Annotated in this window: 23 protein-coding genes; 18 read left to right on the top strand and 5 right to left on the bottom strand. The window is 36.2% G+C overall.

Annotation, left to right across the window (positions count from 1 at the left end):
- Positions 1–316: 316 nt before the first annotated feature.
- The 4 genes from glmS to AC4E8C_RS01070 all read left to right on the top strand — a co-directional run bounded on the left by glmS (position 317) and on the right by AC4E8C_RS01070 (position 5788).
- Positions 317–2119, top strand: coding sequence for a glutamine--fructose-6-phosphate transaminase (isomerizing) (gene glmS, locus AC4E8C_RS01055; RefSeq protein ID WP_490209565.1), 1803 nt, complete (start codon positions 317–319; stop codon positions 2117–2119).
- Between the two features lie 809 nt (positions 2120–2928).
- Positions 2929–3933, top strand: coding sequence for an aldo/keto reductase (locus tag AC4E8C_RS01060; protein WP_490209567.1), 1005 nt, complete (start codon positions 2929–2931; stop codon positions 3931–3933).
- A 384-nt stretch (positions 3934–4317) separates the two neighbouring features.
- Positions 4318–4902: an NAD(P)H-binding protein gene (locus AC4E8C_RS01065; protein WP_490209569.1), complete on the top strand. Its 585-nt coding sequence runs from the start codon at positions 4318–4320 to the stop codon at positions 4900–4902.
- 34 nt (positions 4903–4936) lie between these two features.
- Positions 4937–5788 carry an aldo/keto reductase gene (locus tag AC4E8C_RS01070; RefSeq protein ID WP_490209571.1) on the top strand — a complete coding sequence of 284 codons (852 nt, stop codon included), beginning with the start codon at positions 4937–4939 and terminating at the stop codon, positions 5786–5788.
- 75 nt (positions 5789–5863) lie between these two features.
- Here AC4E8C_RS01070 and AC4E8C_RS01075 read toward each other — a convergent pair whose 3' ends face one another.
- Complete coding sequence (locus tag AC4E8C_RS01075; RefSeq protein ID WP_490209573.1) at positions 5864–6409, bottom strand: TetR/AcrR family transcriptional regulator; 546 nt, start codon at positions 6407–6409, stop codon at positions 5864–5866.
- A 210-nt stretch (positions 6410–6619) separates the two neighbouring features.
- Here AC4E8C_RS01075 and AC4E8C_RS01080 point away from each other — a divergent pair, with 210 nt between their 5' ends.
- The 3 genes from AC4E8C_RS01080 to AC4E8C_RS01090 all read left to right on the top strand — a co-directional run bounded on the left by AC4E8C_RS01080 (position 6620) and on the right by AC4E8C_RS01090 (position 8874).
- Positions 6620–6991 carry a nuclear transport factor 2 family protein gene (locus AC4E8C_RS01080; protein ID WP_490209575.1) on the top strand — a complete coding sequence of 124 codons (372 nt, stop codon included), beginning with the start codon at positions 6620–6622 and terminating at the stop codon, positions 6989–6991.
- A 65-nt stretch (positions 6992–7056) separates the two neighbouring features.
- Entirely contained in the window at positions 7057–7524 is a 468-nt protein-coding gene (locus AC4E8C_RS01085; RefSeq protein WP_490209577.1) for a nuclear transport factor 2 family protein, read from the top strand.
- A 132-nt stretch (positions 7525–7656) separates the two neighbouring features.
- A complete protein-coding gene (locus tag AC4E8C_RS01090; RefSeq protein WP_490209579.1) occupies positions 7657–8874 on the top strand; it encodes a multidrug effflux MFS transporter in 1218 nt (405 codons plus the stop codon).
- 73 nt (positions 8875–8947) lie between these two features.
- Here AC4E8C_RS01090 and AC4E8C_RS01095 read toward each other — a convergent pair whose 3' ends face one another.
- Entirely contained in the window at positions 8948–9493 is a 546-nt protein-coding gene (locus AC4E8C_RS01095) for a TetR/AcrR family transcriptional regulator (protein WP_490209581.1), read from the bottom strand.
- Between the two features lie 229 nt (positions 9494–9722).
- Here AC4E8C_RS01095 and AC4E8C_RS01100 point away from each other — a divergent pair, with 229 nt between their 5' ends.
- From AC4E8C_RS01100 to AC4E8C_RS01120, 5 genes are all read left to right on the top strand, one after another.
- Positions 9723–10463 (top strand): SDR family oxidoreductase, encoded by a 741-nt coding sequence (locus tag AC4E8C_RS01100; RefSeq protein ID WP_490209583.1) that lies wholly within the window; start codon positions 9723–9725, stop codon positions 10461–10463.
- Positions 10464–10522: 59 nt separating this feature from the next.
- Positions 10523–11353: an SDR family oxidoreductase gene (locus tag AC4E8C_RS01105; protein WP_490209585.1), complete on the top strand. Its 831-nt coding sequence runs from the start codon at positions 10523–10525 to the stop codon at positions 11351–11353.
- A 143-nt stretch (positions 11354–11496) separates the two neighbouring features.
- Positions 11497–12222, top strand: a complete 726-nt coding sequence (locus tag AC4E8C_RS01110) for a dihydrofolate reductase family protein (protein ID WP_490209586.1) — start codon at positions 11497–11499, stop codon at positions 12220–12222.
- A gap of 38 nt (positions 12223–12260) precedes the next feature.
- The gene (locus AC4E8C_RS01115; RefSeq protein WP_490209588.1) at positions 12261–12656 is read left to right on the top strand and encodes a cupin domain-containing protein; all 396 of its coding nucleotides are present in this window, start codon (positions 12261–12263) and stop codon (positions 12654–12656) included.
- A 180-nt stretch (positions 12657–12836) separates the two neighbouring features.
- A complete protein-coding gene (locus AC4E8C_RS01120; RefSeq protein WP_490209590.1) occupies positions 12837–13157 on the top strand; it encodes a hypothetical protein in 321 nt (106 codons plus the stop codon).
- A gap of 193 nt (positions 13158–13350) precedes the next feature.
- Here the strand turns inward: AC4E8C_RS01120 and AC4E8C_RS01125 are convergent, their stop codons facing one another.
- A complete protein-coding gene (locus AC4E8C_RS01125) occupies positions 13351–14706 on the bottom strand; it encodes an MFS transporter (protein WP_490209591.1) in 1356 nt (451 codons plus the stop codon).
- A 383-nt stretch (positions 14707–15089) separates the two neighbouring features.
- Positions 15090–15854 (bottom strand): IclR family transcriptional regulator, encoded by a 765-nt coding sequence (locus tag AC4E8C_RS01130; RefSeq protein ID WP_490209593.1) that lies wholly within the window; start codon positions 15852–15854, stop codon positions 15090–15092.
- A 429-nt stretch (positions 15855–16283) separates the two neighbouring features.
- Here AC4E8C_RS01130 and AC4E8C_RS01135 point away from each other — a divergent pair, with 429 nt between their 5' ends.
- The 4 genes from AC4E8C_RS01135 (at position 16284) to rpiA (ending at position 20291) form a co-directional block, all read left to right on the top strand.
- A complete protein-coding gene (locus AC4E8C_RS01135) occupies positions 16284–18044 on the top strand; it encodes a glycoside hydrolase family 3 protein (protein WP_490209595.1) in 1761 nt (586 codons plus the stop codon).
- 317 nt (positions 18045–18361) lie between these two features.
- On the top strand, positions 18362–18985 hold the full coding sequence (cdaS, locus tag AC4E8C_RS01140; protein ID WP_490209597.1) for a sporulation-specific diadenylate cyclase CdaS: 624 nt from the start codon (positions 18362–18364) through the stop codon (positions 18983–18985).
- Positions 18986–19030: 45 nt separating this feature from the next.
- A complete protein-coding gene (locus AC4E8C_RS01145; RefSeq protein ID WP_490209599.1) occupies positions 19031–19450 on the top strand; it encodes a LysM peptidoglycan-binding domain-containing protein in 420 nt (139 codons plus the stop codon).
- 169 nt (positions 19451–19619) lie between these two features.
- Positions 19620–20291, top strand: a complete 672-nt coding sequence (gene rpiA / locus AC4E8C_RS01150; protein ID WP_490209601.1) for a ribose-5-phosphate isomerase RpiA — start codon at positions 19620–19622, stop codon at positions 20289–20291.
- 87 nt (positions 20292–20378) lie between these two features.
- Here the strand turns inward: rpiA and AC4E8C_RS01155 are convergent, their stop codons facing one another.
- Positions 20379–20693, bottom strand: a complete 315-nt coding sequence (locus tag AC4E8C_RS01155) for a winged helix-turn-helix transcriptional regulator (RefSeq protein WP_490209603.1) — start codon at positions 20691–20693, stop codon at positions 20379–20381.
- A gap of 255 nt (positions 20694–20948) precedes the next feature.
- On the opposite strand from AC4E8C_RS01155, the gene AC4E8C_RS01160 reads away from it, so the two are divergent.
- Entirely contained in the window at positions 20949–21806 is an 858-nt protein-coding gene (locus tag AC4E8C_RS01160; RefSeq protein ID WP_490212429.1) for an SDR family oxidoreductase, read from the top strand.
- Between the two features lie 338 nt (positions 21807–22144).
- Positions 22145–22279: a BA3454 family stress response protein gene (locus tag AC4E8C_RS01165; RefSeq protein ID WP_490209605.1), complete on the top strand. Its 135-nt coding sequence runs from the start codon at positions 22145–22147 to the stop codon at positions 22277–22279.
- Positions 22280–22285: the final 6 nt, after the last annotated feature.

Consider the following 22285-nt stretch of genomic DNA (forward strand, 5'->3'; position numbering starts at 1 on the left):
CCATTAATAGGAGAAAGGTGGATCGTAAAAACTGCATATTTTTTAAAAGCGCCTGAACTAATCTTCTGTGGTTAGATTAGTTGACGAGGAGGAGGTTTATCGAATGTTCGGCGGATACCTCCCGGTTGGAGACGCACAACCGAAAATTTCTCCTTTAAAACACTGGGGTAACTCTGTGCACAAAGAGGAGAAAATGCGCATACTAACAATAATGTTTAAACAGGTATAGACAGATACCTTCAAAAAAACAGAGATAAGGGGGCAAGTACGCCCCAAAAAGCACTCTTGCCCCCTGTATCAGGGAGGAAACAAAAGTATGTGTGGAATTGTTGGATATATCGGAAATAGTGACTCGAAAGAAATTTTATTAAAAGGTTTAGAAAAACTTGAATATAGAGGCTATGACTCAGCAGGTATTGCGATTAAAAATGAGAATGGCATTCATGTCTTTAAAGAAAAAGGCCGAATTGCGGATCTGCGCAATATCGTAGATGGGAATGTTTTGGCTAATATCGGAATTGGGCATACTCGCTGGGCAACACACGGTGTTCCAAGTAAGCATAATTCCCATCCACACCAAAGTGCTTCTGGCCGCTTTACACTTGTACACAACGGTGTAATTGAAAACTATGATCTGTTAAAGAACGAATATTTAACGGGTGTTCAGTTCGTAAGTGAAACAGACACGGAAGTCATTGTTCAATTGGTTGAGTTATTTGTAAACGAGGGATTAGAAGTATTAGAAGCATTCCGTAAAACATTAACGCTGTTACATGGTTCTTATGCACTTGCCCTTTTAGATGCAGAAGATAATGACACCATCTATGTAGCAAAAAATAAAAGCCCATTACTTGTTGGTATAGGAAACGGTTTTAATGTAGTCGCAAGCGACGCGATGGCTATGCTGCAAGTAACTGATCAATACTTGGAATTAATGGACAAAGAAATTGTGCTTGTCACGAAAAATGAAGTCACCATTCAAGACTTAAGTGGTGAAGTAATCAGCCGTGCGCCATATACGGCTGAACTTGACTTGAGTGATATTGAAAAGGGTACCTACCCACATTATATGCTAAAAGAGATTGATGAGCAGCCGCTTGTCATGCGCCGAATCATTCAAACCTATCAGAACGAGCAAGGTGAATTAACGATTGATCCTGCTATCATTGCTGCGTTAAATGAAGCTGATCGTTTGTATATCATTGCTGCAGGTACTTCTTATCATGCTGGTCTTGTCGGAAAGCAGTTTATTGAAAAAATGGCAAAAATCCCAGTTGAGGTTCATATCTCAAGTGAATTTGGCTACAATATGCCGCTTCTTTCTGAAAAACCAATGTTTATCTTTATTTCACAAAGTGGTGAAACCGCAGATAGCCGTGCGGTTCTTGTGAATGTAAAGGAAATGGGTTACCCAGCCTTAACGATTACAAACGTTCCAGGCTCTACTCTTTCTCGTGAAGCTGATTTTACGCTTCTTTTACATGCCGGACCTGAAATTGCTGTTGCTTCTACAAAAGCATATACAGCACAATTGGCGGTGCTTGTTATTTTAGCGGAAGTTGCCGCAAAGAGCCGCAACCTAGCTGTTGATTTTGATCTTGTCAAAGATCTTGGTATTGTTGCTAATGCGATGGAGGTTCTTTGTGATTCCAAAGAGATCATTGAAATTATGGCGAGAGAATTTCTTTCCGTCACACGCAATGCCTTCTTTATTGGCCGTGGAATTGACTTCTATGTGGGCTTAGAGGGTGCCTTGAAGCTAAAGGAGATCTCTTATATCCAAGCAGAAGGTTTTGCCGGCGGGGAATTAAAGCACGGTACAATCGCTTTAATCGAAGAAGGTACACCTGTCATCGCGCTCGCAACGCAAGAAAGTGTTAACTTAAGTATCCGTGGAAATGTGAAGGAAGTAGTCGCTCGTGGCGCAAACCCTTGTATCATTTCAATGGAAGGCTTAAACCGTGACGAAGACAGCTTCGTCATTCCAGAAGTAAATGAATTATTAACACCGCTTATCTCTGTCATTCCATTACAATTACTGTCATATTATGCAGCCTTACACCGCGATTGCGACGTCGACAAACCGCGTAATCTTGCCAAGTCGGTTACGGTTGAATAGGAGTCAATTAATTTTAATGGATTTTGTTGAAAGACAAAAAAGTCGGGAACCGTACAAAAAAGTTGGGAACTGGACAAAAAAGTCAGGAACTGATTTGAAAAGTATTTTTCAACATTTATAATTGATCAAGTAAGACTCAATCCAATCCTAGGGTTGGGTCTTTTTTTGTTAACAGGTGTTTATGGAATATTAAAAAGTTCTAAGAGGTGATTAAATTTTGGATAATTTATGCTAAAGCTAAGTTTGGTTGGGACAAAAGATATAATAAAGGACATAAGAATCCCATTCTGATTTATTGATATTTGAATGTATTTGGAGAATAGTTGTTGGTTAAATGTAGGATGACAACAAAGTCGGGAACTAGATTTGAATGTCTTTTAACAATTTTGAAAAAAGTCAGTTAAGACTCAATCCAATTTCAGGGTTGAGTCTTTATATTGGGATTCCATGAAAAAAATTCAAAAAGAGAAGAGATAAGAACTTTAAAAAGTAATGAAACTTATATTGAAATATTGGAGAAGGATTGTGAAACAATACACTTAAACTAACGGTACAGTTTAATTTAAGTACAATCATTCACAAATTGATTTTAATTGAAATATAAATATACCTATACTTTTAGACTTCATTATAATTAAATTTTCGTTCATCACTCCATTTTCTAAGTCACCTTCATAAAAATAATGAACAATTTTAATAGAATTGTTCATTATTCAACAAATTTTAATCATTTAACAATTGTAAGTATCAGGTATATTTTTATACTAATAATGAAAGATTAAAAACATTTGGAAAGTGAGGACTTGCAAATGGAATATACAAAACTCGGAAATACGGGATTGGATGTGTCAAGACTCTGCCTTGGCTGTATGGGTTTTGGAGAAAAGGAACGTTGGATGCATCCGTGGGTAATTGATGAAGAGAACAGTCGTACAGTAATTAAAAAAGCTCTTGAGTTAGGTATCAATTTTTTTGATACTGCGAACACATACTCGGATGGAACAAGTGAAGAATTTCTCGGACGTGCCCTTAAATATTTTACCAATCGGGATGAAATTGTCATTGCAACTAAGGTTTATTTTCCATTGGGCAAAGATTTAAACAGTAAAGGCCCGAACAGTATAGGGTTATCCCGAAAAAATATTATGAGAGAAATTGATAAGAGTCTGAAACGTCTTGGGACTGATTATGTGGATCTGTATCAGATTCATCGCTGGGATTACAACACACCAATCGAAGAAACAATGGAAGCTCTCCATGACCTAGTGAAGGCTGGCAAGGTAAGATACATTGGTGCTTCTGCCATGTATGCATGGCAGTTTTTGAAGGCGAACCATGTGGCTGAGAAAAATGGTTGGACAAGATTTGTATCCATGCAAAATCACCTTAACCTCATATACCGTGAGGAGGAACGGGAGATGTTGCCGTTATGTAAGGAAGAAAAAATCGGCGTAATTCCATACAGCCCTCTTGCATCAGGTAGATTAACCCGTGATTGGTCAGAAGATACTCTCCGTTCTGAAACGGATGCAACTCAAAAATCTAAATACGGTGCAACTGAAAATAATGACCGTTTAGTCGTGGAACGAGTTGCGGAATTGGCGGAAAAACATGGTGTGCCAAGATCACAAATCGCACTTGCCTGGTTATTGCAGAAAGAACCAGTCACAGCCCCTATTATTGGTGCTACAAAAATTTCTCACCTTGAAGATTCCATGGGTGCTCTATCGGTTAAATTAACGACTGAAGAAGTTGCGTATTTGGAAGAGCCTTATGTTCCACATCCTGTAGTTGGTGCATTAAGTTCAAAGTAAAAATGTTTTTTTAAACGGAAAAACCCTGATTCCTTATGCTGGAAGTAGGGGTTTTTTAATGGTAAGAGAGTTCTATTTTAATCGTCCAGTTAGAAGTAATAGTAATGAGGGGGCTACACTACCCACCATGTGGGTAAAAACTTTTTTAAAGTATTACACAATTTTAATCAATTTGAGCACTAATATACAAATCGAAGGATTTTAACAATTGTAGCCATTTTGTTTCTGTTTATAATAATATACAGGTGTTATTTAATTCATTAATGTGAATTTATTATACGGTGATAAATCACTAAACCGAAGTGAATTCCATCTATTAGAAAGGCACTGCTTATTCAGTTGGTTGATAGAAACCGTAGAAATGAATGAAAGGAGCTTTTGGTAATGACAAATGTGTTGATTCTTGGAGCAAACGGCTCAGTTGCTCGTGTGGCAATTGATGTGTTCCTTAGAGAGACGGATGTTCAGTTAACCCTTTACCTCCGTAACTCACCTAGACTGAAGAATATAGACTCAAATAGGGTTCGAGTAATCGAAGGCGATGTTTTGGACATTGAAAAGTTAAAGGAAGTCATGATTGGACAGGATGTGGTCTATGCTAATCTAGAGGGACAACTTGAACGAATGGCAAATACCATTGTGAAGGCAATGGAAGCGACTGGTATCAAACGTCTCATTTGGATTAGTTCAATGGGAATTTATGACGAAGTCCCAGGACAGAAGTATAGTACTATACTAGACCCATATCGAAAATCAGCTGAGGCCGTTGAAGCCTCAGACCTTGACTATACCATTTTAAGACCAGGCTGGTTTACCAATAAAGATGAAATTGACTATGAAATAACCCAAAAAGGTGAACCATTTAAAGGGCATGATGTTTCTCGTAAAAGTCTTGCAGACTTAATTGTTAAATTGACAGTAACGCCAGGATTAGAAGTTCGTCGAAGCCTGGGAGTAAGTAAACCTTAATTAGTGTGAGTAAATAAAAAAGGAGAGATTCCATATGCAAAAAGTGAGATTAAACAATGGTGTTGAGATGCCTATTCTTGGCTTTGGAGTTTATCAGATTAATGATGCAAATGAATGTGAACAATCGGTTTATGATGCCCTTATGGCGGGTTACCGTCTAATCGACACTGCTTCGGCCTATCAAAATGAAGAAGCGGTGGGTAGAGCCATCAAAAGGAGTGGCGTGCCAAGAGAGGAATTGTTTATTACAACAAAACTGTGGATTCAGGATGCTGGTTATGAGAACACAAAGAAAGCATTCGCTAGATCACTGGAAAAACTGCAATTGGATTATTTGGATTTATATTTAATTCATCAGCCGTATGGCGATGTCTATGGTTCATGGCGTGCCATGGAGGAATTGTATCGTGAGGGGAAGATCAGGGCAATCGGAGTTAGTAACTTCCACATGGACCGTTTAATCGATTTAAGTATTCATAATGAAGTAACTCCTGCAGTGAACCAAATTGAAACACATCCTTTCTGCCAACAAGTAGAAAGTGCACAATTTATGAAAGAGAACAATGTTCAGATAGAGTCCTGGGGCCCTTTTGCTGAAGGAAGAAATAACCTATTCCAGAATGAAGTTTTGGTATCAATTGCTGAAAAGTATCATAAATCGGTTGCTCAGGTAGTCTTACGTTGGTTAACCCAAAGAGAAGTGGTTGTGATTCCGAAGTCAGTTCATAAGGAAAGAATCGTTGAAAACTTTAATATCTTCGACTTTGAATTAAGCCAAGAGGATATGGAAACGATTGAAACGTTAGATACCAAAAAAAGTTTGTTCTTTTCACATAGAAATCCTGAAATGGTGAAAAACCTTAGCAGTTTTAAATTTGAACATTAATGTACTTATACAACAAGCAACCCCCGATTTCCATATACAGAAAATCGGGGGTTTTACTAAGACAGAAGGAGAAAATTACATAATTCTCTTTATCAATAACCCTACTTGTTCTGCCATGATACGAGGAGGATAGGGCATTTCATTCTTGAGCCACCATTCCACTACCTCTACATAAGCAGCGGATACAAAGCGAACAATTATCTCATCACTTAATCCTTTATTTTTGCCTTCTGCTGTATTCACTTCACTCTTTAACAGTTCAACAGAAAACTCAATGTATTGGGCTCGAAAATTATGGGAACCCCCACCGACCAACATTGTTGAAAAAAATAAATAATTTTTTTGAAAGTATTCAAAAATTGCTTGGCCACTAGTTATAAAGTCTACTTCAGATAACTCTTCGAACAGTTCTTCCAATTTGTTAATGTGTTCTTCGATAAGTTTATCCAGCAGATCGAATTTATCCGTGTAATGAAGGTAGATCGTTCTTCTGTTTACATTGGCTCGGTCGGAAATTTCTTGTAGCGTAATTTGGTCGAAATGTTTTTCATTCATCAGCTCAATAAGAGCATTTTTTATTGCTTCCTGAGATTTAGCGATTCTTCTATCCACTTTTGTCATCTTTTTGTCCTCCAATAATACACAGTTATCTCCAATTCGTGCATTAATTCACGAAACATGATTATTTGGCAATTGAATGCTATCCATTTTCATTTTATATTATACACAGGTGAGAATAAATACATCAATGTTGATTTTATATAGATCTCAGAAGTGTACTGCCAGCAATGAAATTGTTGTAATGATGAAAAGGAGGTTGCAACTACAAAGATGAGCAAAGATAAGCAAAAAATCCTTGCGGTATATCAACAGATAAATGATGCAATGGTTAATAAAGATACTGAAACTTTAGATAACATCTTTGATGACAACCATAAATTTGTACACATGAATGGCTATCAACAAAGTAAGAAAGAATGGCTTGAACAAATAGAAAGCGAAGAAATGAAGTACTTCAAAACCATGCCTCAAGAAACAACAATCACGATAGATGGTAATACAGCCATTCTTATTTGTGATTTAAAAATTGATGCTAGAATTTATGGTTTTAGAAACACTTGGAACATGCGAGTTGAAATGCAATTTCAGAAGCGTCGAGACAATTGGGATCCAGTAAACTCTTCAAAATCAAAAAGTAAATAAACATTATTCTTTAAAACAAAACTAATGAGGATAGGCAAATGCCTAATAATTAAGGAGGAAGAAACATGACACAAAATCAAAAAACCTTGGAAGAAAGAATTAATGAATTAGAGAACGTAAGAGCCCTAAGAGATCTTGTTGATAATTTCTCAATATTGGCGGATGTGAAAGAAGTCTGGAAGCAAACAGAACTTTTTACTAAAGATGCAACTGTAGAATCTTATGTAAACGGAGAGTTAACCTCAAGTTTAAAGGGAACCCAAGAAATAGGAAATGCTTTTGAAGGTTTCCTTGCAAATTTTGAAACAGTTTATCACAGTAATGGTCAACATGTGGTGTCGATTAACGGGAATAAAGCGGAAGGAACTCTCTATTGTCGAGTAGACCTTATTAGTTCCGAAAATGGAAAAAAAATAAATAATTCTTCGGCAGTTTCTTATAAGGATCAATACGTTTATGAAAATGGGCAATGGTTGATTGCTAAAAGAACATCCAATTTTGTGTGGAATGAAAGACGGGAATTAAATCAATAATTAATTCTAAAAACCATTTTCTAAATAGAAAAATTAAAATAAGCTGCCTTTCAAATGGCAGCTTATTACATGAGCTACTTATTAAAATAAAAAATTATTTATACAATAAATAGATAAAGGAGTAGTTGATTAATGGATAATAAGATTAATAGGAATCCTATTAGATTCGCCCTTTTGATTGCGGTCTTTTGTGCATTAGGGCCATTTACTGTTGATATGTATCTTTCAGCATTTCCTCGAATTATGCAGTTTTTTGGAACTAACGCCTCCATGGTTCAAATGAGCTTAACATCCGCTTTATTAGGATTAAGTTTAGGTCAGATTGTAATAGGTCCTTTAAGTGATGTCCATGGGAGACGTAAACCGTTACTAATCTCTATGATTCTTTTTTTCGTTTCCTCTGTCGGTTGTGCCATTTCACCCAATGTGGAAGTTTTTATTGCTTTACGTTTCATACAAGGATTTTCGGCTTCAGCTGGGCTTGTTATAACTCGTGCGATTGTTAGTGATTTATATAATGGAATTGAATTAACTAAGTTTTTTGCACTTCTTACCACGATTACTAGTGTTACTCCATTACTTTCACCGCTAGCAGGAAGTGCCGTCATTTCTTTCACCTCCTGGATCGGCGTTTTTATCCTTACAGGGATTATAGGAATTTACTTAACAATCATGACAGTTTGGAGAATGAAGGAAACCTTGCCTGTAGAGAAGCGTGTCTCAAGTAATTGCAGGGCACTTTTAAATATTTATAAAACATTGCTTCAAAATGGAAAATTTATGGGGTATGCTCTTGCATCTGGAATTTTATACGCAGGCTGTTTTGCTTATATTTCAGGCAGCCCTTTTATTTATCAAAAGATTTATGGTGTATCACCTCAAATATTTTCTATTCTATTCGCTTTGAATGGAATTAGTTTAATATTAGGAGCTCAGTTAGTAAAACGACTGGCGGGGCGGGTAACAGACCGCAATATTTTTCTAATTGGGTTGGCGTTGTCATTCATTGCCAGCGTACTAGTGCTGATGGCCGTATTTTTCCATGCACCATTATTTGCTTTGGTTATTTCACTCTTCTTATTCAATTTATCATTAGGAATTATTGGGCCGATTTCCTTTACGTTAGCAATAGAGTCGCAAGGGCATATTGCAGGGAGTGCTTCGGCACTGTTAGGGATCCTGCCATTTTTATTAGGCTCCATCACTTCTCCACTAGTAGGAATGGCGGGCGAATACTCAGCCATACCATTAGGGGTAATTATTTTTACAACCAGCTTGTTAGCTGTCTTGTTTAATGCCTTCCTAATTAAAAACAGTAAAAGTGTGTCTACTTCTGAAGAAACGAATTAGGATAATTGCTCTGGTGTAAATGAAAAAGGCTAGATATTCACATTTCCTAGCCTTTTTTTGTATATAAAAATTATTATAGATTTCTTTCTAACAAAATTCCCACTTGTTCTGCCATGACTTGAGGTGGATAAGGCATCCCATTCTTGACCCACCATTCCACTATTCCAACATATGAAGTGACAATAAATTGAAGAAGAACATCTTCATTTAATCCATGGTTTTTCCCTTGTGATGTATCGACTTCGTCCTTAAATTCCTCTACTAAAAATTTATGGAACTGACTACGGAAAGAAGGAGCTCCCTTACTCTTTAACATCGTTGAAAAGAATAAATAATGACTTTTAAGGTATTCAAACCAAGGCAGATTCGCTTCTGTATATTCTGCTGTGGAGGTCGCTTCGCAGATTTCCCCCATTTCGTTAATATGTTCCTCTATGAGCTTATCCAGAAGATCAAACTTATCCACGTAATGAAGATAGATGGTTCCTCTGCTAACATTTGCGTAATCGGAAATGTCCTGAATTGTAATGTCATCAAAACTTTTTTCAGACATTAGCTCAATCAAGGCTTTTTTTATGGCTTCTTGGCTTTTGGCTATTCTTCTATCTACTTTAGGCATTTTAAGGTTCACCAAACTTTCCTTTTAGATAATGAACAATTTTTATTGATTTGTTAAGTACTAAACAGATTAAAGTGAATTAACAATTGTATACATTTTATATCTGTTTATAATTATAGACAGATGTTCAATTATGAATCAATATTAATTTTCTTACTAGAATCGAATTGAATTACCTTCCGAATGATAAAGGTATCCATATTGAAATAAAGAAAGGATGTATCTAAGAATGTCAAATATTCAAGGTAAAGTTGTCGTTATCACAGGTGCCTCAAGTGGTATTGGCGAAGCAGCCGCAAGAGAACTTTCATCAAAAGGTGCAAAGTTGGTTCTAGCAGCTCGCCGTGAAGACCGCTTAAAGAAATTGCAAGAAGAGATTCAAAATAGTGGTGGTCAATCAATTTATAAGATAACAGATGTCACTTCTCATGAACAAATGGAAGAGCTGGCAGAGTTAACTCTTAAAGAGTTTGGAAAAATAGATGTTTTAGTCAACAACGCAGGAGTCATGCCACATTCGTTTCTTTATAAGAAAAAGGTGGATGATTGGAACAAGATGATAGATGTAAATATCAAAGGCGTACTTTATGGTATTGCTGCTGTTCTTCCAACGATGAGGGAACAAAAATCAGGTCATATTATTAACGTTTCTTCTGTAGCAGGGCACGTTGTAGGAGCTGGTAGTACTGTCTATGCTGGAACGAAGCACGCTGTACGTGCTATTTCGGAAGGTCTTCGTAAAGAAGAGGCTGGAAACAATATTCGTTCCACCATTATCTCACCAGGAGCAGTTGCAACTGAATTAACCAATTCAATTACAGATATGGATCTGAAACCAGGTATCGATAAAATCTATGAAGGTGCGATTGATGCTGATTCAATAGCCCGTGCCATTGCTTTTGCTATTGAACAGCCAGCTGATGTAGCGATTAACGAAATGATAATCCGCCCAACATCACAGGAACGGTAATTTTACCCTTGTTGTTATAAAGTATATGGAACCAAGAATAAAGGTAAGGAGGAAATACAATGAAAGAGGTTGTACTTTGGACAGGTGCTGGACAGATTGGCATGGCGATAGCTAGAAGAATCGGTTTTGGTAAGAAAATTATTGTTGGTGATAAGAACCTTGATAATGCCAAGGCTATTACAAAAATTATGAATGAAGCAGGATTTGATGTGGTATCTGTCGAAACCGACATTTCTTCCAGAGAATCTATTTTAAATTTGATTGCAGAAGGTCAAAAGTATGGTGAAATTACTGCTCTTATCAATGCAGCTGGCGTGTCACCTAGTCAGGCACCTATTGAAACTATTTTGAAGGTGGATTTGTACGGAACAGCAGTATTGCTGGAGGAAGTAGGAAAAGTCATAGCTCCTGGAGGCGTTGGTGTAACAATATCCAGTCAGTCTGGACATAGAATGCCTCAATTGGGAGTTGAAATTGATGAACAACTAGCAACGACACCAAGTGAAGAACTCCTTAGTTTGGAAATCCTTCGGCCAGAAAATATCAGGGATACGTTGCACGCTTACCAAATGGCGAAACGGTGCAATGTAAAGCGTGTTATGTTTGAATCTATACGCTGGGGAGAAAAAGACGCTCGTATCAATTCCATTTCTCCAGGGATTATCGTAACGCCATTGGCTATAGACGAATTCAATGGTCCAAGGGGAGAATTCTATAAGAATATGTTTGCAAAGTGCCCTGCCCGACGACCAGGAACAGCTGATGAGGTTGCAAACGTCGCTGAGCTGCTGATGATGCCGCAGGGAGCTTTCATCACAGGGTCTGATTTCCTTATTGACGGTGGAGCGACGGCTTCCTTTTTTTACGGACCACTAAAACCAGCAGAATAATGAAAGGAATCTCAAAATGCTGTCTCAAATAGAAATCAGGCATTTAAGTCCCCAGAATAATGAGGTAAATTTCAATCAACCTTTTAATATGGTGTGAGCTTTTAACCATCACTAGTTGGAAAGCTGAAGAAGGGGTAATGACATTGGAAAGACCATATATAATCTGTCACATGCTAACTTCATTGGATGGGAAAATCCTTGGAGATTATTTGAAAGTGGAACGAGCAGCATATTTTACAGACGAATACGAAAAAATTCATGGACAATACGATTGTAAAGCATGGATGTGTGGCAGGGTTACCATGGAGGAACACTTTACTTTCGGACATAAATTAGATTTAGCACAAGAAAACATTGAGACGATCCCTAGAATTGATTACGTAGCAAACAAAGATGCTAAAACTTATGTAATAGCATTAGACCCGTCTGGAAAATTAGGATGGACTGAAAATTCAATAGAACCATGGAATGAGTACAGAACGGAGGACCACATAGTAGAAGTCCTTACAGAACAAGTATCCGATGCATACTTAGCTCATCTGAAAAAGATAGGCATTTCTTATATTTTCGGCGGAAAAGAACGATTAAACTTTAGTCTAGTAGTGGAAAAGCTAAAAAAGCTATTTTCCATCGATAAGTTGATGTTAGAAGGTGGGGGCAATTTAAATGGTTCCTTTTTGAATGAAGGATTAATTGATGAATTGAGCCTGATTCTAGTCCCAATTGCAGATGCTGCATCTAACTCTATGACACTATTTGAAACAAGTTCTTATTTAAATAAAACTCAACCAGTAAATTTCTTTTTAAAGGACATAGAAAAACTGGATGATGGTGGTCTGTGGATGAAGTATGTTACAAAACAGGATTAAAAACCTTTTTACATTAAAAGAAAGGCAGAAATTAAAAAATGAAAAATGAACAATTAAAAAATAGCACAATCTTTCCTTTAGGACAAAAAGTTGAAGCGAATTTTATCGGTGATGCTTACTTACAAATGGTATTTACGGAGCCTACACCACTTAATGCTCCAATCGGGAATGTAACCTTTGCTCCAGGAGCCCGCAATAGCTGGCACTCACACAAAGTTGGGCAAGTTTTGTTAGTTACAGGTGGTGAGGGTTGGTATCAGGAAGAAGGAAAACCTGCTCAACTACTTAAAACGGGAGATGTTGTGAATATTCCGCCGAATGTAAAACATTGGCACGGTGCCACAAAAGACAGTTGGTTTGTACACTTAGCAATGACACCAGGGGAAACTGAATGGTTACAACCTGTTGATGATGAATGGTACAATAAATTATAATTTGAAATTCATTTATAGAAAAAAGCTGATTCTCATACGTGGAATTCTGCTTTCTTTAACTTTGTGAAGGTTTACACTTAAACTAAAGAGGGCTTTAGTTGAATAAGGATCTGGGCAAAATACGAGAGAACTCGCCACAAACATATGTGGCGAGTTTTTCTTTTTTATATGTCAATATCTATGCTAAAACAACTTGATAAAACTTCTTTTAGACCAAAAAAAGGTGTGTATGATACTTATAGCTTTAAAGTCAAAAACATTGGGAAAAAAGTGGACTCCGTAACCGTCCAGGCATTTCGGGATGAACCGAATTCCAAGACGAAATTTGCACTATTTAGTGAAAATAAGCAATCGGTTAGAATTGAACAAAAGGGACAAGAGTTTGTTTTTGCTGTTTTTCCATTGGCGGTAAAAGCAAAAGAATTGGAAATTGTCGTCACTTGGAAAGAAAACGGAATTAAAAGAGATCTGAAAGAGACCTTTGTATTTACCCAGCAATAGTTTTGTAAGTGCAAAAGACCACTAAAATGTGGTCTTTTATTTTGGAATTTCAATATAGCCCAGAATAGTTCCATTCCAGTTCCCGACTTTTTTGTCACACAACAGATTTAGTTCACCTACAATAAAGTTATAGAAAAAGGAAAGCCGATACTATAAAAGTAGTATCGGCTTTTTTATTGATGTCCAAAAATTCTTATGCCTCTTGTGTTTTTAAAATAGGCTCACTGCTCTTAATTTGAGCTTTTTTAATTTGGCCATATTTTTCTTGTACTAATAAAATAGCGATTGCTCCAAAAATACTTGGAATTGCAAAAGATAGGAAGTTAATATGGAAGGGAAGTTGTGAGCTTAATAGGATCCCTCCAAGTGTAGGTCCAAGTATACCGCCAATTCTTCCAATTCCTAATTCCCAGCCAACACCTGTGGAACGAATTCCGGATGGATAAAATTGTGAAACATAGGCATTGGTGTTGATTTGAGTTCCAGTGGTGGTCGCTCCTGCAATAAAGAGCAATACATATAATAGAATCATATTTGGTCTTAAGCTTAAGGCTGATAAAGATAAAAATCCAAACAGAAAGAAGAATAAAAGAACTTTGCGTGACCCAAACTTATCAGCAAGTTTTCCGCCAAAAATAGCTCCTGTAACTCCGCCTAAATTAAGAGTGACTAAGAATAATAGACTTGAACCTATAGGATATCCAGCATTTTGCATGATTTTTGGTAACCATGTACTTAAACCATACATAACAATTAAACTCATAAAGGCAGCAAGCCAAAACATGATAGTACTACGTCCACGGTTATCGGTAAATAACTTTCTCAATGAAGTATCATTATCATCTGCCACATGGATGACATATTCGTCATTCGTGGTGAATTTACCATCATTTTTTACTTTATTCAACGTTTTAACTAATTCCTCTTTCTTGTTTACTTTAATTAAATAACTATAGGATTCAGGCATTGCCCTGATAAGAATTGGAAGGATTAATAAGGGAAAAGCAGCTAGAAAAACAACTGCTTTCCACCCAAAGTTAGGAAGTAAGGCTAGGGCACCTAATGCAGCAACAATCCCACCGAAAGCATGTCCACTAAACATAACGGCCACTAGCGTGCTCTTTAATTTTTTGGGTGCATATTCAGTCACTAAGGCAATTAGATTTGGCATAACGCCGCCCAAACCAATTCCGGCAATAAAACGTTGGATTCCAAACGAATCTGGTCCATTAGAAAAACCTGATGTAAAAGTAAATACAGAAAACATGACTGTACAAATGATAATGACTTTTTTTCGACCAATTCGATCGGCAAGAGGACCAAATACCAAGGCACCAATCATCATTCCAAATAAAGCATAGCTACCTAGCTTTCCTCCAGTGACGGGATCCATTCCCCAATCTTCCATCAATGAAGGCATAATTGCCCCAAGCATAAACATATCGTAACCATCGACAACAATAATAAAGATACATGACAATAATAAACCTAGATGAAAGCGGTTAAATTTTTGACTATCAAAGAAATTAGTTACATTAATCTTATTCATTTTGTCTCATCTCCCTTTTAAAAATAAATTCTTTGACCCTGTAAAATAGAATAAAAGCATTTTCATTACTAAATACACAGTGTCTATGGTGTAAATAAATTTCTTGTTTTCCACTATTAGTGAGTTTGTTACACTATTTATGTAATTAGTTTGAATAATGTGATTATAATTCTAAAAAAGTAAAAATGCAATTATTTTTAGAAAATTAAAAATACGTGAAATAGCGAGCAAACCTTTTGAAGTTCAATGAATTTTATTTTTTTGAAAACTCTCCCTAGTTTCCAAGTGATGGATCTAGTTGTTTTATATGATCTTCCATGTAATATAAATGACAATGCAAAAAAGGCCAATTGATTATCGGCCGCCATTATAAAATTTCCTATTTAGTTTTGCTGATACCCCAAACTATTAGAAATCTCCCTGCTCATATATAGAATATATTGACTGAGCTCCTCATCTTCACTTAACGGGATTTGTTCATTAAATCCAATCACTGCGACTGCACCCACCAGCTGCTTTTGATAATTAAATACCGGAAAAGAGATGGAGGAAACAGAAGCAACAATCGGTTCAATGGTAAAAGTAATTTCTCTTTCACGAATCCTATCCAACTCTTTTTCTAATTCCTGGATTTTTTCTGGATTCAATAATTTTAGTTCTCTTTCCCTCCATTCTTCTAGTAAATAATCCTCTTTAAAAGAGAGAAAAATTTTTCCTGCTGAAGAAGTGGCCGGTAAGATCGTACCAACCTGAACCCCTATATTAAATCCAGAATTGTTATTAAACAATTTAATCACCATCGGTCCATTTTCGGTCCAAATCGAAAAAGTAACCGAGCAGGCCGACTTTTTGCTAATAGCGTCTAAAAACGGAGTAATCCGCCCAAGTATATTTTCCTGGTCTAAGGCAACCATGCCAAATTGAATCAGTTTACTCCCAAGTATGTACGTTCCCGTCTCTTTATCCCGATAAAGCATTCCAGATTGAACAAACGTATTTAAATATTTATAAAGGTTACTTTTTGAAATATCCGTCAGTTCTTGAATTTCAGGAAACTTCAGTGGTCTCTTTTGTGCAGAAAAGACTTCTAAGATTCCAATCGCAATCTGTAAGGATTGGATCATAGAGCTGCTTTTAATTATTTCCATATCTTCCGTTCCCCTTTTTTCGTGAAAATATAACAGATTATTGGCCCCTAAATTCCAATTAACTTTTTAAAAGAATAAGCTTCATTTGTGATTATATCAATTTTACTTTTTAGAAACCAAGTAAAATAAATACTATTGCGAATGTATTTGGTTTTCATATTGAAAAAAATATAATACTGGCCGGATCCTGAAGACGGTTCGGCCTTTTTCTTCTCCTAAATTCAACTATTTGTAACATTTGTTCAAAAAATATTGGTATTCTAGTATACAAGTTTGGTTAAATTGAGTTATGATAATAAAGGGCTTACATTTATAGGCCACTTGCTTTAGTTTTGGGAAAGCTATTTCTAGGAGCGGCTTAACTTTGAGACATTTGACATTTTAGATAGTATGTTTCGAATGAAACATTAACAAAGGAGTGTACAAACAGTGACAAAAGTAGATTTGAAAGGTAAACCTTACAACTTAAACGATGAAGACATAAAATGGGTGAACGAGACAATCTGCTCAATGACCATTGAAGAAAAAATAGGGCAATTATTTATAAATATGGGTTCCAGCCGTACTGAAGAGTATTTAACGGGTGTCTTAAATGATTATCATATCGCGGGTGTTCGTTATAATCCCGGTAAAGCGGAAGAAGTTTATGAGCAAAACAAAATTCTTCAAGAAAACAGCAAAATACCGTTGTTGATTGCGGCTAATACAGAAGCGGGTGGAAACGGCGCATGTACGGACGGAACAGAAGTAGGAGTAGAAGTAAAAATTGGGGCAACCAATGATGCAAAATATGCCTATGAAATGGGCCGGGTTTCTGGTGTAGAGGCTGCAGCCATTGGCTGTAATTGGAGTTTTGCTCCGATCGTTGATATTAATTACAATTGGCGTAATCCTATTATTTCTAGCCGGTCTTTCGGATCTAATCCAGATTTAGTACTTGAGTTAAGTCTTGCCTATATGAAAGGCATTCAAGAAAGCGGTATTGCTCCTGCAGCAAAACACTGGCCTGGAGACGGCGTTGATGAGAGAGATCAACATTTATCCTTCAGTGTGAACAGCTTATCTACTGAAGAGTGGGACAAAACATATGGAAAAGTATACAAAGGATTAATTGATGCAGGATTACCATCCATTATGGCTGGTCATATTCATCTGCCTGCCTACCAAAGATTCTTTAATCCTGATGTAAAAGATGAAGAACTTCTACCCGCTACTCTTTCAAAGGAAATCACAACAGATTTATTACGTGGCAAACTAGGTTTTAATGGCGTTGTAGTAACCGATGCCAGCCACATGCTAGGTTTAACAGGTGCCATGAAGAGAAGTCAACTACTTCCTACAGCCATTGCTGCTGGTTGTGACTTATTCTTATTCTTTAACGATCCAGATGAAGACTTCGGCTTTATGATGGATGGTTATAAAGAAGGTATTATTACGGAAGAACGCCTCCAAGAAGCTTTAGAACGTATTTTAGGATTAAAAGCTAAATTAGGTCTTCATAAAAAAGTAAAAACAGAAATTTTACCACCAAAAGAAGAAGCAATGGCAAAAATCGGCCTTCCAGAGAACAAAGCATTATTCAAAGAAGTTGCTGATAGAGCTATTACCTTAGTTAAAGACAAACAAGATATCTGGCCAGTAACACCTGAAAAATACAAACGTGTTTTATTGGTTGATGTTAAGGGTGTCCAAGGTGGATTTGGTGCATTAATCGGCAGTAAAGAAAAGGCTGTGGATATGATGAAGGAATTGCTGGAAGCACAAGGATTCGAAGTAACGGTGTGGGAATCAACAGAAGAGAAAATTATGAAACTTCCAGAGGAAGAAAGATTCGCAGCAATTGCCAATGTATATGCCCAAAAGAGACCTATTACTGAATTAACCGATCACTATGATTTGATCATCAATATCGCCAATGTTAACCCTGGCACAGTACAGAGAATTGTTTGGCCGGCAAGTAAAGGTACTCCAGATATTCCATTCTATATCCATGAGGTGCCGACTATTTTTGTATCTGTTCAATATCCATATCACTTGGCAGATGTACCACAAGTGAAAACGTACATTAATGCCTATGATAGCAAAAAGCAGACATTAGAATTATTAGTAGAAAAATTAATGGGACGCTCTGAATTTAATGGTGTTAGTCCTGTTGATGCCTTCTGCGGCTTCATTGATACACGTATTTAATCTATCGATTGATAATATCTAAAAAGAAACCTTCCTCAAATTGCTTGAGGAAGGTTCCTTTTTGTTTTCTGAAAATGGTAATTTCCCTTAATTTTCCTTTATATATAAATTCAATTACTAAGTAATACTAGTAATAAACAATATTAAAGGAAGAAATTTATGAACAAGATTATTTTATTATTTATATTCCTATTTTTTTCTTTCGGTAAACCTCCCCTAGAGACAGCATAGCGGAAATTGTCAATCGTCATGGAATTAGTGTGGAATTATTAATTCAATTGTGTTAATAGGATAAAAAGTAGTTGGAGGGAAACATTATGGACAGTCAAAATTGCGATTTTTCACCAATGAAACAAAATTTATCAGATGGAATTCAACACCTAATCCAACAGCTTCAAACAAATTTAAATATACTTGGAAACGAAAACTATTGTGTTTTGGGAAGTTTAGAGGATGCTAAGGAGCAGCTTAATTCAATTGAATCAATGGCGGCCTCCTTTTATTTAAATTGTTATTTATCATCGTTTACTGATACATATGAAGATTTAACCACTACAGTTCAACATCTATCGAAACGTAAACATGGTGGGTTGATTGTAATTGAACGAAGTGACTCTCTAGATAATATTATTCAAAAAGGAACAACTATCGGTGCAATGGTAACACCAAAGCTATTAGAATCCATTTTTTATCCGGGTAACCCATTACATGATGGAGCAGTTTTAATCAGAGGAAACGAAGTTTATTCAGCAGCTAATATCCTTCCATTAACGAAGATGATTACAGAAAAAAAGCTTGGCACACGTCATCGTGCTGCTCTAGGAGTATCGGAACAAAGTGATGCACTCGCACTGGTTGTTTCCGAAGAAACAGGGAAAATTTCATTTGCCTTAAACGGAAAACTATATCCAATTAACACAACACAACAAATTGTGTTTTAAGGCATCTAAGAGAGTTAAGAAAAATAATTTTCCTGGAGGATTTTTATGGCTAAGAATTTATTGATATTGATCATGGCAGTTTATATGATAGTAATGACTCCCATTTCGATTTTTGCTCAAGTCATCCATGAAGTGAAGTCAGGAGATAGCCTTAGCAAAATATCAAAACAATACAAAATGGACAGAGATGAACTTGCAAAATTAAATGGTTTAGCTAAGAATAGCCAATTAGTCCTTGGCCAGGCAATGTTGATACCTGGTTCTACTTATTTTGTGCAAGCAGGTGACAGTATTTGGGCGATTGCTAATCGTCACGCTATTAGCGAGGAAACATTAATGCAACAAAACCATTTAAAAAGTCGTGTGATTGTACCCGGTCAGAAATTAAGCATTCTTCGTCCTCCAAAAATGAATGTTTGGACTGGAACCTATTTTGTTCCAAAAGATAAGAATGCCAACTCTTAATTGTTATTTACAGGCTTTTTCCAATTTGATGGAGATAGTTCAATAATAAATAAATCTCTGTTAAAACCGTAAATGTTGAAAAGTAGTTTAGATTGGATATAATTATTTTACACTTAATTCAAGATATTGTAGTCAAGATGTTCTTTTTGATGAATGGAGGTAAAAATCCATGGATGATAAAAAAGTGGTTGGCGAAAAGGCCGTAGAATACGTGAAAGATGGCATGGTAGTTGGACTTGGAACGGGGTCTACGGTATTTCATACTATCTCTAAGCTTGGAGAATTAGTAAAAAAGGGACTGTCTATTAAAGGAATTCCAACTTCAAACCAAACGGAGAAATTGGCAATAGAAGTAGGAATCCCACTTGTTACTTTTAATGAAATAGAACAAATTGATTTGGCAATTGATGGTGCAGATGAAGTTGATGATGAGTTTAATCTCATAAAAGGAGGAGGAGGTGCCCTTTTAAGAGAAAAAATTATCGCAAAAGCAGCTAAATCTTTTATCGTTATAGCCGACTCCCACAAAAGGGTGAATAAATTAGGGGCATTCCCACTTCCAGTAGAAGTGGTGCCTTTTGGATATGAAATGACCATGAAACATATCCAAGATCTTGGATGCAGCCCAAAGTTACGGCAAAGCAATGGAATTCCTTTTCTAAGTGACAGTGGTAACTATATTTTTGATTGCAGCTTCCCACTAATAGAACATCCAGGAGAACTTGAGAAGAGTTTGAATCTGATTCCAGGTGTTGTCGAAAATGGACTTTTTGTTGGAATGGCTGATAAAGTCATTACCTTGAATAGAGAGAAGAACATTATCATTAATGGACGAGTATAAGGAAGGTGTCCCAAAAAACAGTGAAAAAAAAAGCTGATCCCAAAAAATCGTTTTTCGACTACCTTTTGGATCTGCTTCTTTTCAGTCTCATAACCATTTTTCCGCCCAAGTCTCTACTACTTTAAGAGACCTTCCTAGTTCTGTTCCTTTTTTAGTTAATGAATATTCTGTTCGAACGGGTCGGTCAGTAATTACATTTCTTAGTACAATTCCGCAATCTTCAAGTTCTTTAATCCGCTCATTTAACATCCGCTTACTTAAATCAGGTATATAAGCATGAAGCTCACTAAACCTTTTTGGTTCTGACATTAACGTATGAATAATAAGACCCATCCATTTTTTACCTATTATTTGGTAGCACTTTTCTACTTTTTCGTTACACACGATTTTTTCATTACTCACCAATATCCCTCCTTTTTGGAATTTGGTTATATAAAATAACTAATTCTGGAATTATCTTTATTCTAATAATATCAAAGGATAGGAAAAAAATAAAGTAATTTTTGTTACTAAAAGTTACTAGGTTACAAAATTGACAATATATCAATAGGTACACTATAATTATCCTTACTTAAGAATATTCGATTTCAAGATTTTATTTTTGAACAAGACTGAGAAAAATAAATTTTAGGAGACAATACAGGAGGCATGATCATGATAAAATTACCGTTTCATATTGATTTAACGGATAAGGTTGTAGTGGTAACTGGTGGAACAGGTGTGCTTGCTGGACAGTTCGTCGATGCCCTAGCCGCATGTGGAGCAAAAGTGGCTATTTTGGCCCGTAGACTTGAAATGGCTGAGGAAAAAGCATTAGAAGTAGAAAGAAATGGTGGTATTGCCATTGGTGTAAAAGGCGATGTCGTTAATAAAGAAAGCTTAAAAGCAGCGCATGAAGTCATTCGTGAAAAACTGGGTTTGGTTGATATCTTAATCAATGCCGCTGGTGGTAATCATCCAAAAGGTCAAACAACAAAAGAATATTTATTTGCAGAAGACCTAAAAGAAAAGCATGATGACACAATTACATTTTTTGATTTGGATCCTGAAGGAGTTCAATTTGTTTTTAACTTGAATTTCTTAGGGACGTTGTTGCCTTCTCAAGAATTTGCTTCAGATATGATTAATCGCCCTGGAGCAACCATTATTAATATTTCATCTATGAATGCTTTTACTCCTTTAACAAAAGTTCCAGCTTACAGCGGTGCAAAAGCCGCCGTGAGCAATTTCACTGAGTGGCTTGCTGTGCATATGTCAAAAGTCGGTATTCGTGTAAATGCCATTGCACCAGGATTCTTCATTACCGGACAAAACGAAAAATTATTAAAAAATGAAGATGGCTCATTTACGGAACGGTCTGAAAAAATAATTCACCATACACCTATGGATCGCTTTGGTGAGGCGCAAGAGCTAATTGGTACTTTATTGTATTTAGTTAGCCATGAAGCATCCAGCTTTGTAAATGGGGTTGTCATACCTGTTGATGGAGCATTCAATGCCTATTCTGGTGTGTAAACGGTTAGTACTAATAATTTTTAAATAAAAACACAGAAATAGAACCAATTTGCAAATTTAAGAACCTCTCTATTCATTTACGAATGGAGAGGTTTTTTGTGATTTTTACCCTTTATTTTCAGCCCTCATGAAAAAATGTCACAAAATAGACACAAATGTGTTGACAGAAAAAAATAAAAGAATTATTATGGTTACATAAAGTTACTTGATAATTAAAACGCAACAAATTAAAGTGACTTTTAAACAACTAAATATAAATGTTTTAGCTATTTTTTTGAAAATATATCTCGAATTAAAGATATTTTAAAATAGGGGAAAAGAGAAGAAAGGAGAACATCATGTGCCAAGTAGAAGTGACTGTTGAATTTAATGGAAAAAGATATAAAACAAATGTCATTGCTAATAAAGGAATGTCAAATGAGGCCATAAGGTTTTTGGCGGAGAAACAAGTTAAACAACAATGGAGTAAATAATGTACC

The organism is Neobacillus sp. SRL179 (genome assembly GCF_984799095.1).

Excerpts from the sequence above, each read along its gene's own strand:
- glmS (WP_490209565.1), top strand. The coding sequence starts at position 317 with ATGTGTGGAATTGTTGGATATATCGGAAATAGTGACTCGAAAGAAATT.
- AC4E8C_RS01060 (WP_490209567.1), top strand. The coding sequence starts at position 2,929 with ATGGAATATACAAAACTCGGAAATACGGGATTGGATGTGTCAAGACTC.
- AC4E8C_RS01065 (WP_490209569.1), top strand. The coding sequence starts at position 4,318 with ATGACAAATGTGTTGATTCTTGGAGCAAACGGCTCAGTTGCTCGTGTG.
- AC4E8C_RS01070 (WP_490209571.1), top strand. The coding sequence starts at position 4,937 with ATGCAAAAAGTGAGATTAAACAATGGTGTTGAGATGCCTATTCTTGGC.
- AC4E8C_RS01075 (WP_490209573.1), bottom strand. The coding sequence starts at position 6,409 with ATGACAAAAGTGGATAGAAGAATCGCTAAATCTCAGGAAGCAATAAAA.
- AC4E8C_RS01080 (WP_490209575.1), top strand. The coding sequence starts at position 6,620 with ATGAGCAAAGATAAGCAAAAAATCCTTGCGGTATATCAACAGATAAAT.
- AC4E8C_RS01085 (WP_490209577.1), top strand. The coding sequence starts at position 7,057 with ATGACACAAAATCAAAAAACCTTGGAAGAAAGAATTAATGAATTAGAG.
- AC4E8C_RS01090 (WP_490209579.1), top strand. The coding sequence starts at position 7,657 with ATGGATAATAAGATTAATAGGAATCCTATTAGATTCGCCCTTTTGATT.
- AC4E8C_RS01095 (WP_490209581.1), bottom strand. The coding sequence starts at position 9,493 with ATGCCTAAAGTAGATAGAAGAATAGCCAAAAGCCAAGAAGCCATAAAA.
- AC4E8C_RS01100 (WP_490209583.1), top strand. The coding sequence starts at position 9,723 with ATGTCAAATATTCAAGGTAAAGTTGTCGTTATCACAGGTGCCTCAAGT.
- AC4E8C_RS01105 (WP_490209585.1), top strand. The coding sequence starts at position 10,523 with ATGAAAGAGGTTGTACTTTGGACAGGTGCTGGACAGATTGGCATGGCG.
- AC4E8C_RS01115 (WP_490209588.1), top strand. The coding sequence starts at position 12,261 with ATGAAAAATGAACAATTAAAAAATAGCACAATCTTTCCTTTAGGACAA.
- AC4E8C_RS01120 (WP_490209590.1), top strand. The coding sequence starts at position 12,837 with ATGCTAAAACAACTTGATAAAACTTCTTTTAGACCAAAAAAAGGTGTG.
- AC4E8C_RS01125 (WP_490209591.1), bottom strand. The coding sequence starts at position 14,706 with ATGAATAAGATTAATGTAACTAATTTCTTTGATAGTCAAAAATTTAAC.
- AC4E8C_RS01130 (WP_490209593.1), bottom strand. The coding sequence starts at position 15,854 with ATGGAAATAATTAAAAGCAGCTCTATGATCCAATCCTTACAGATTGCG.
- cdaS (WP_490209597.1), top strand. The coding sequence starts at position 18,362 with ATGGACAGTCAAAATTGCGATTTTTCACCAATGAAACAAAATTTATCA.
- AC4E8C_RS01145 (WP_490209599.1), top strand. The coding sequence starts at position 19,031 with ATGGCTAAGAATTTATTGATATTGATCATGGCAGTTTATATGATAGTA.
- rpiA (WP_490209601.1), top strand. The coding sequence starts at position 19,620 with ATGGATGATAAAAAAGTGGTTGGCGAAAAGGCCGTAGAATACGTGAAA.
- AC4E8C_RS01165 (WP_490209605.1), top strand. The coding sequence starts at position 22,145 with ATGTGCCAAGTAGAAGTGACTGTTGAATTTAATGGAAAAAGATATAAA.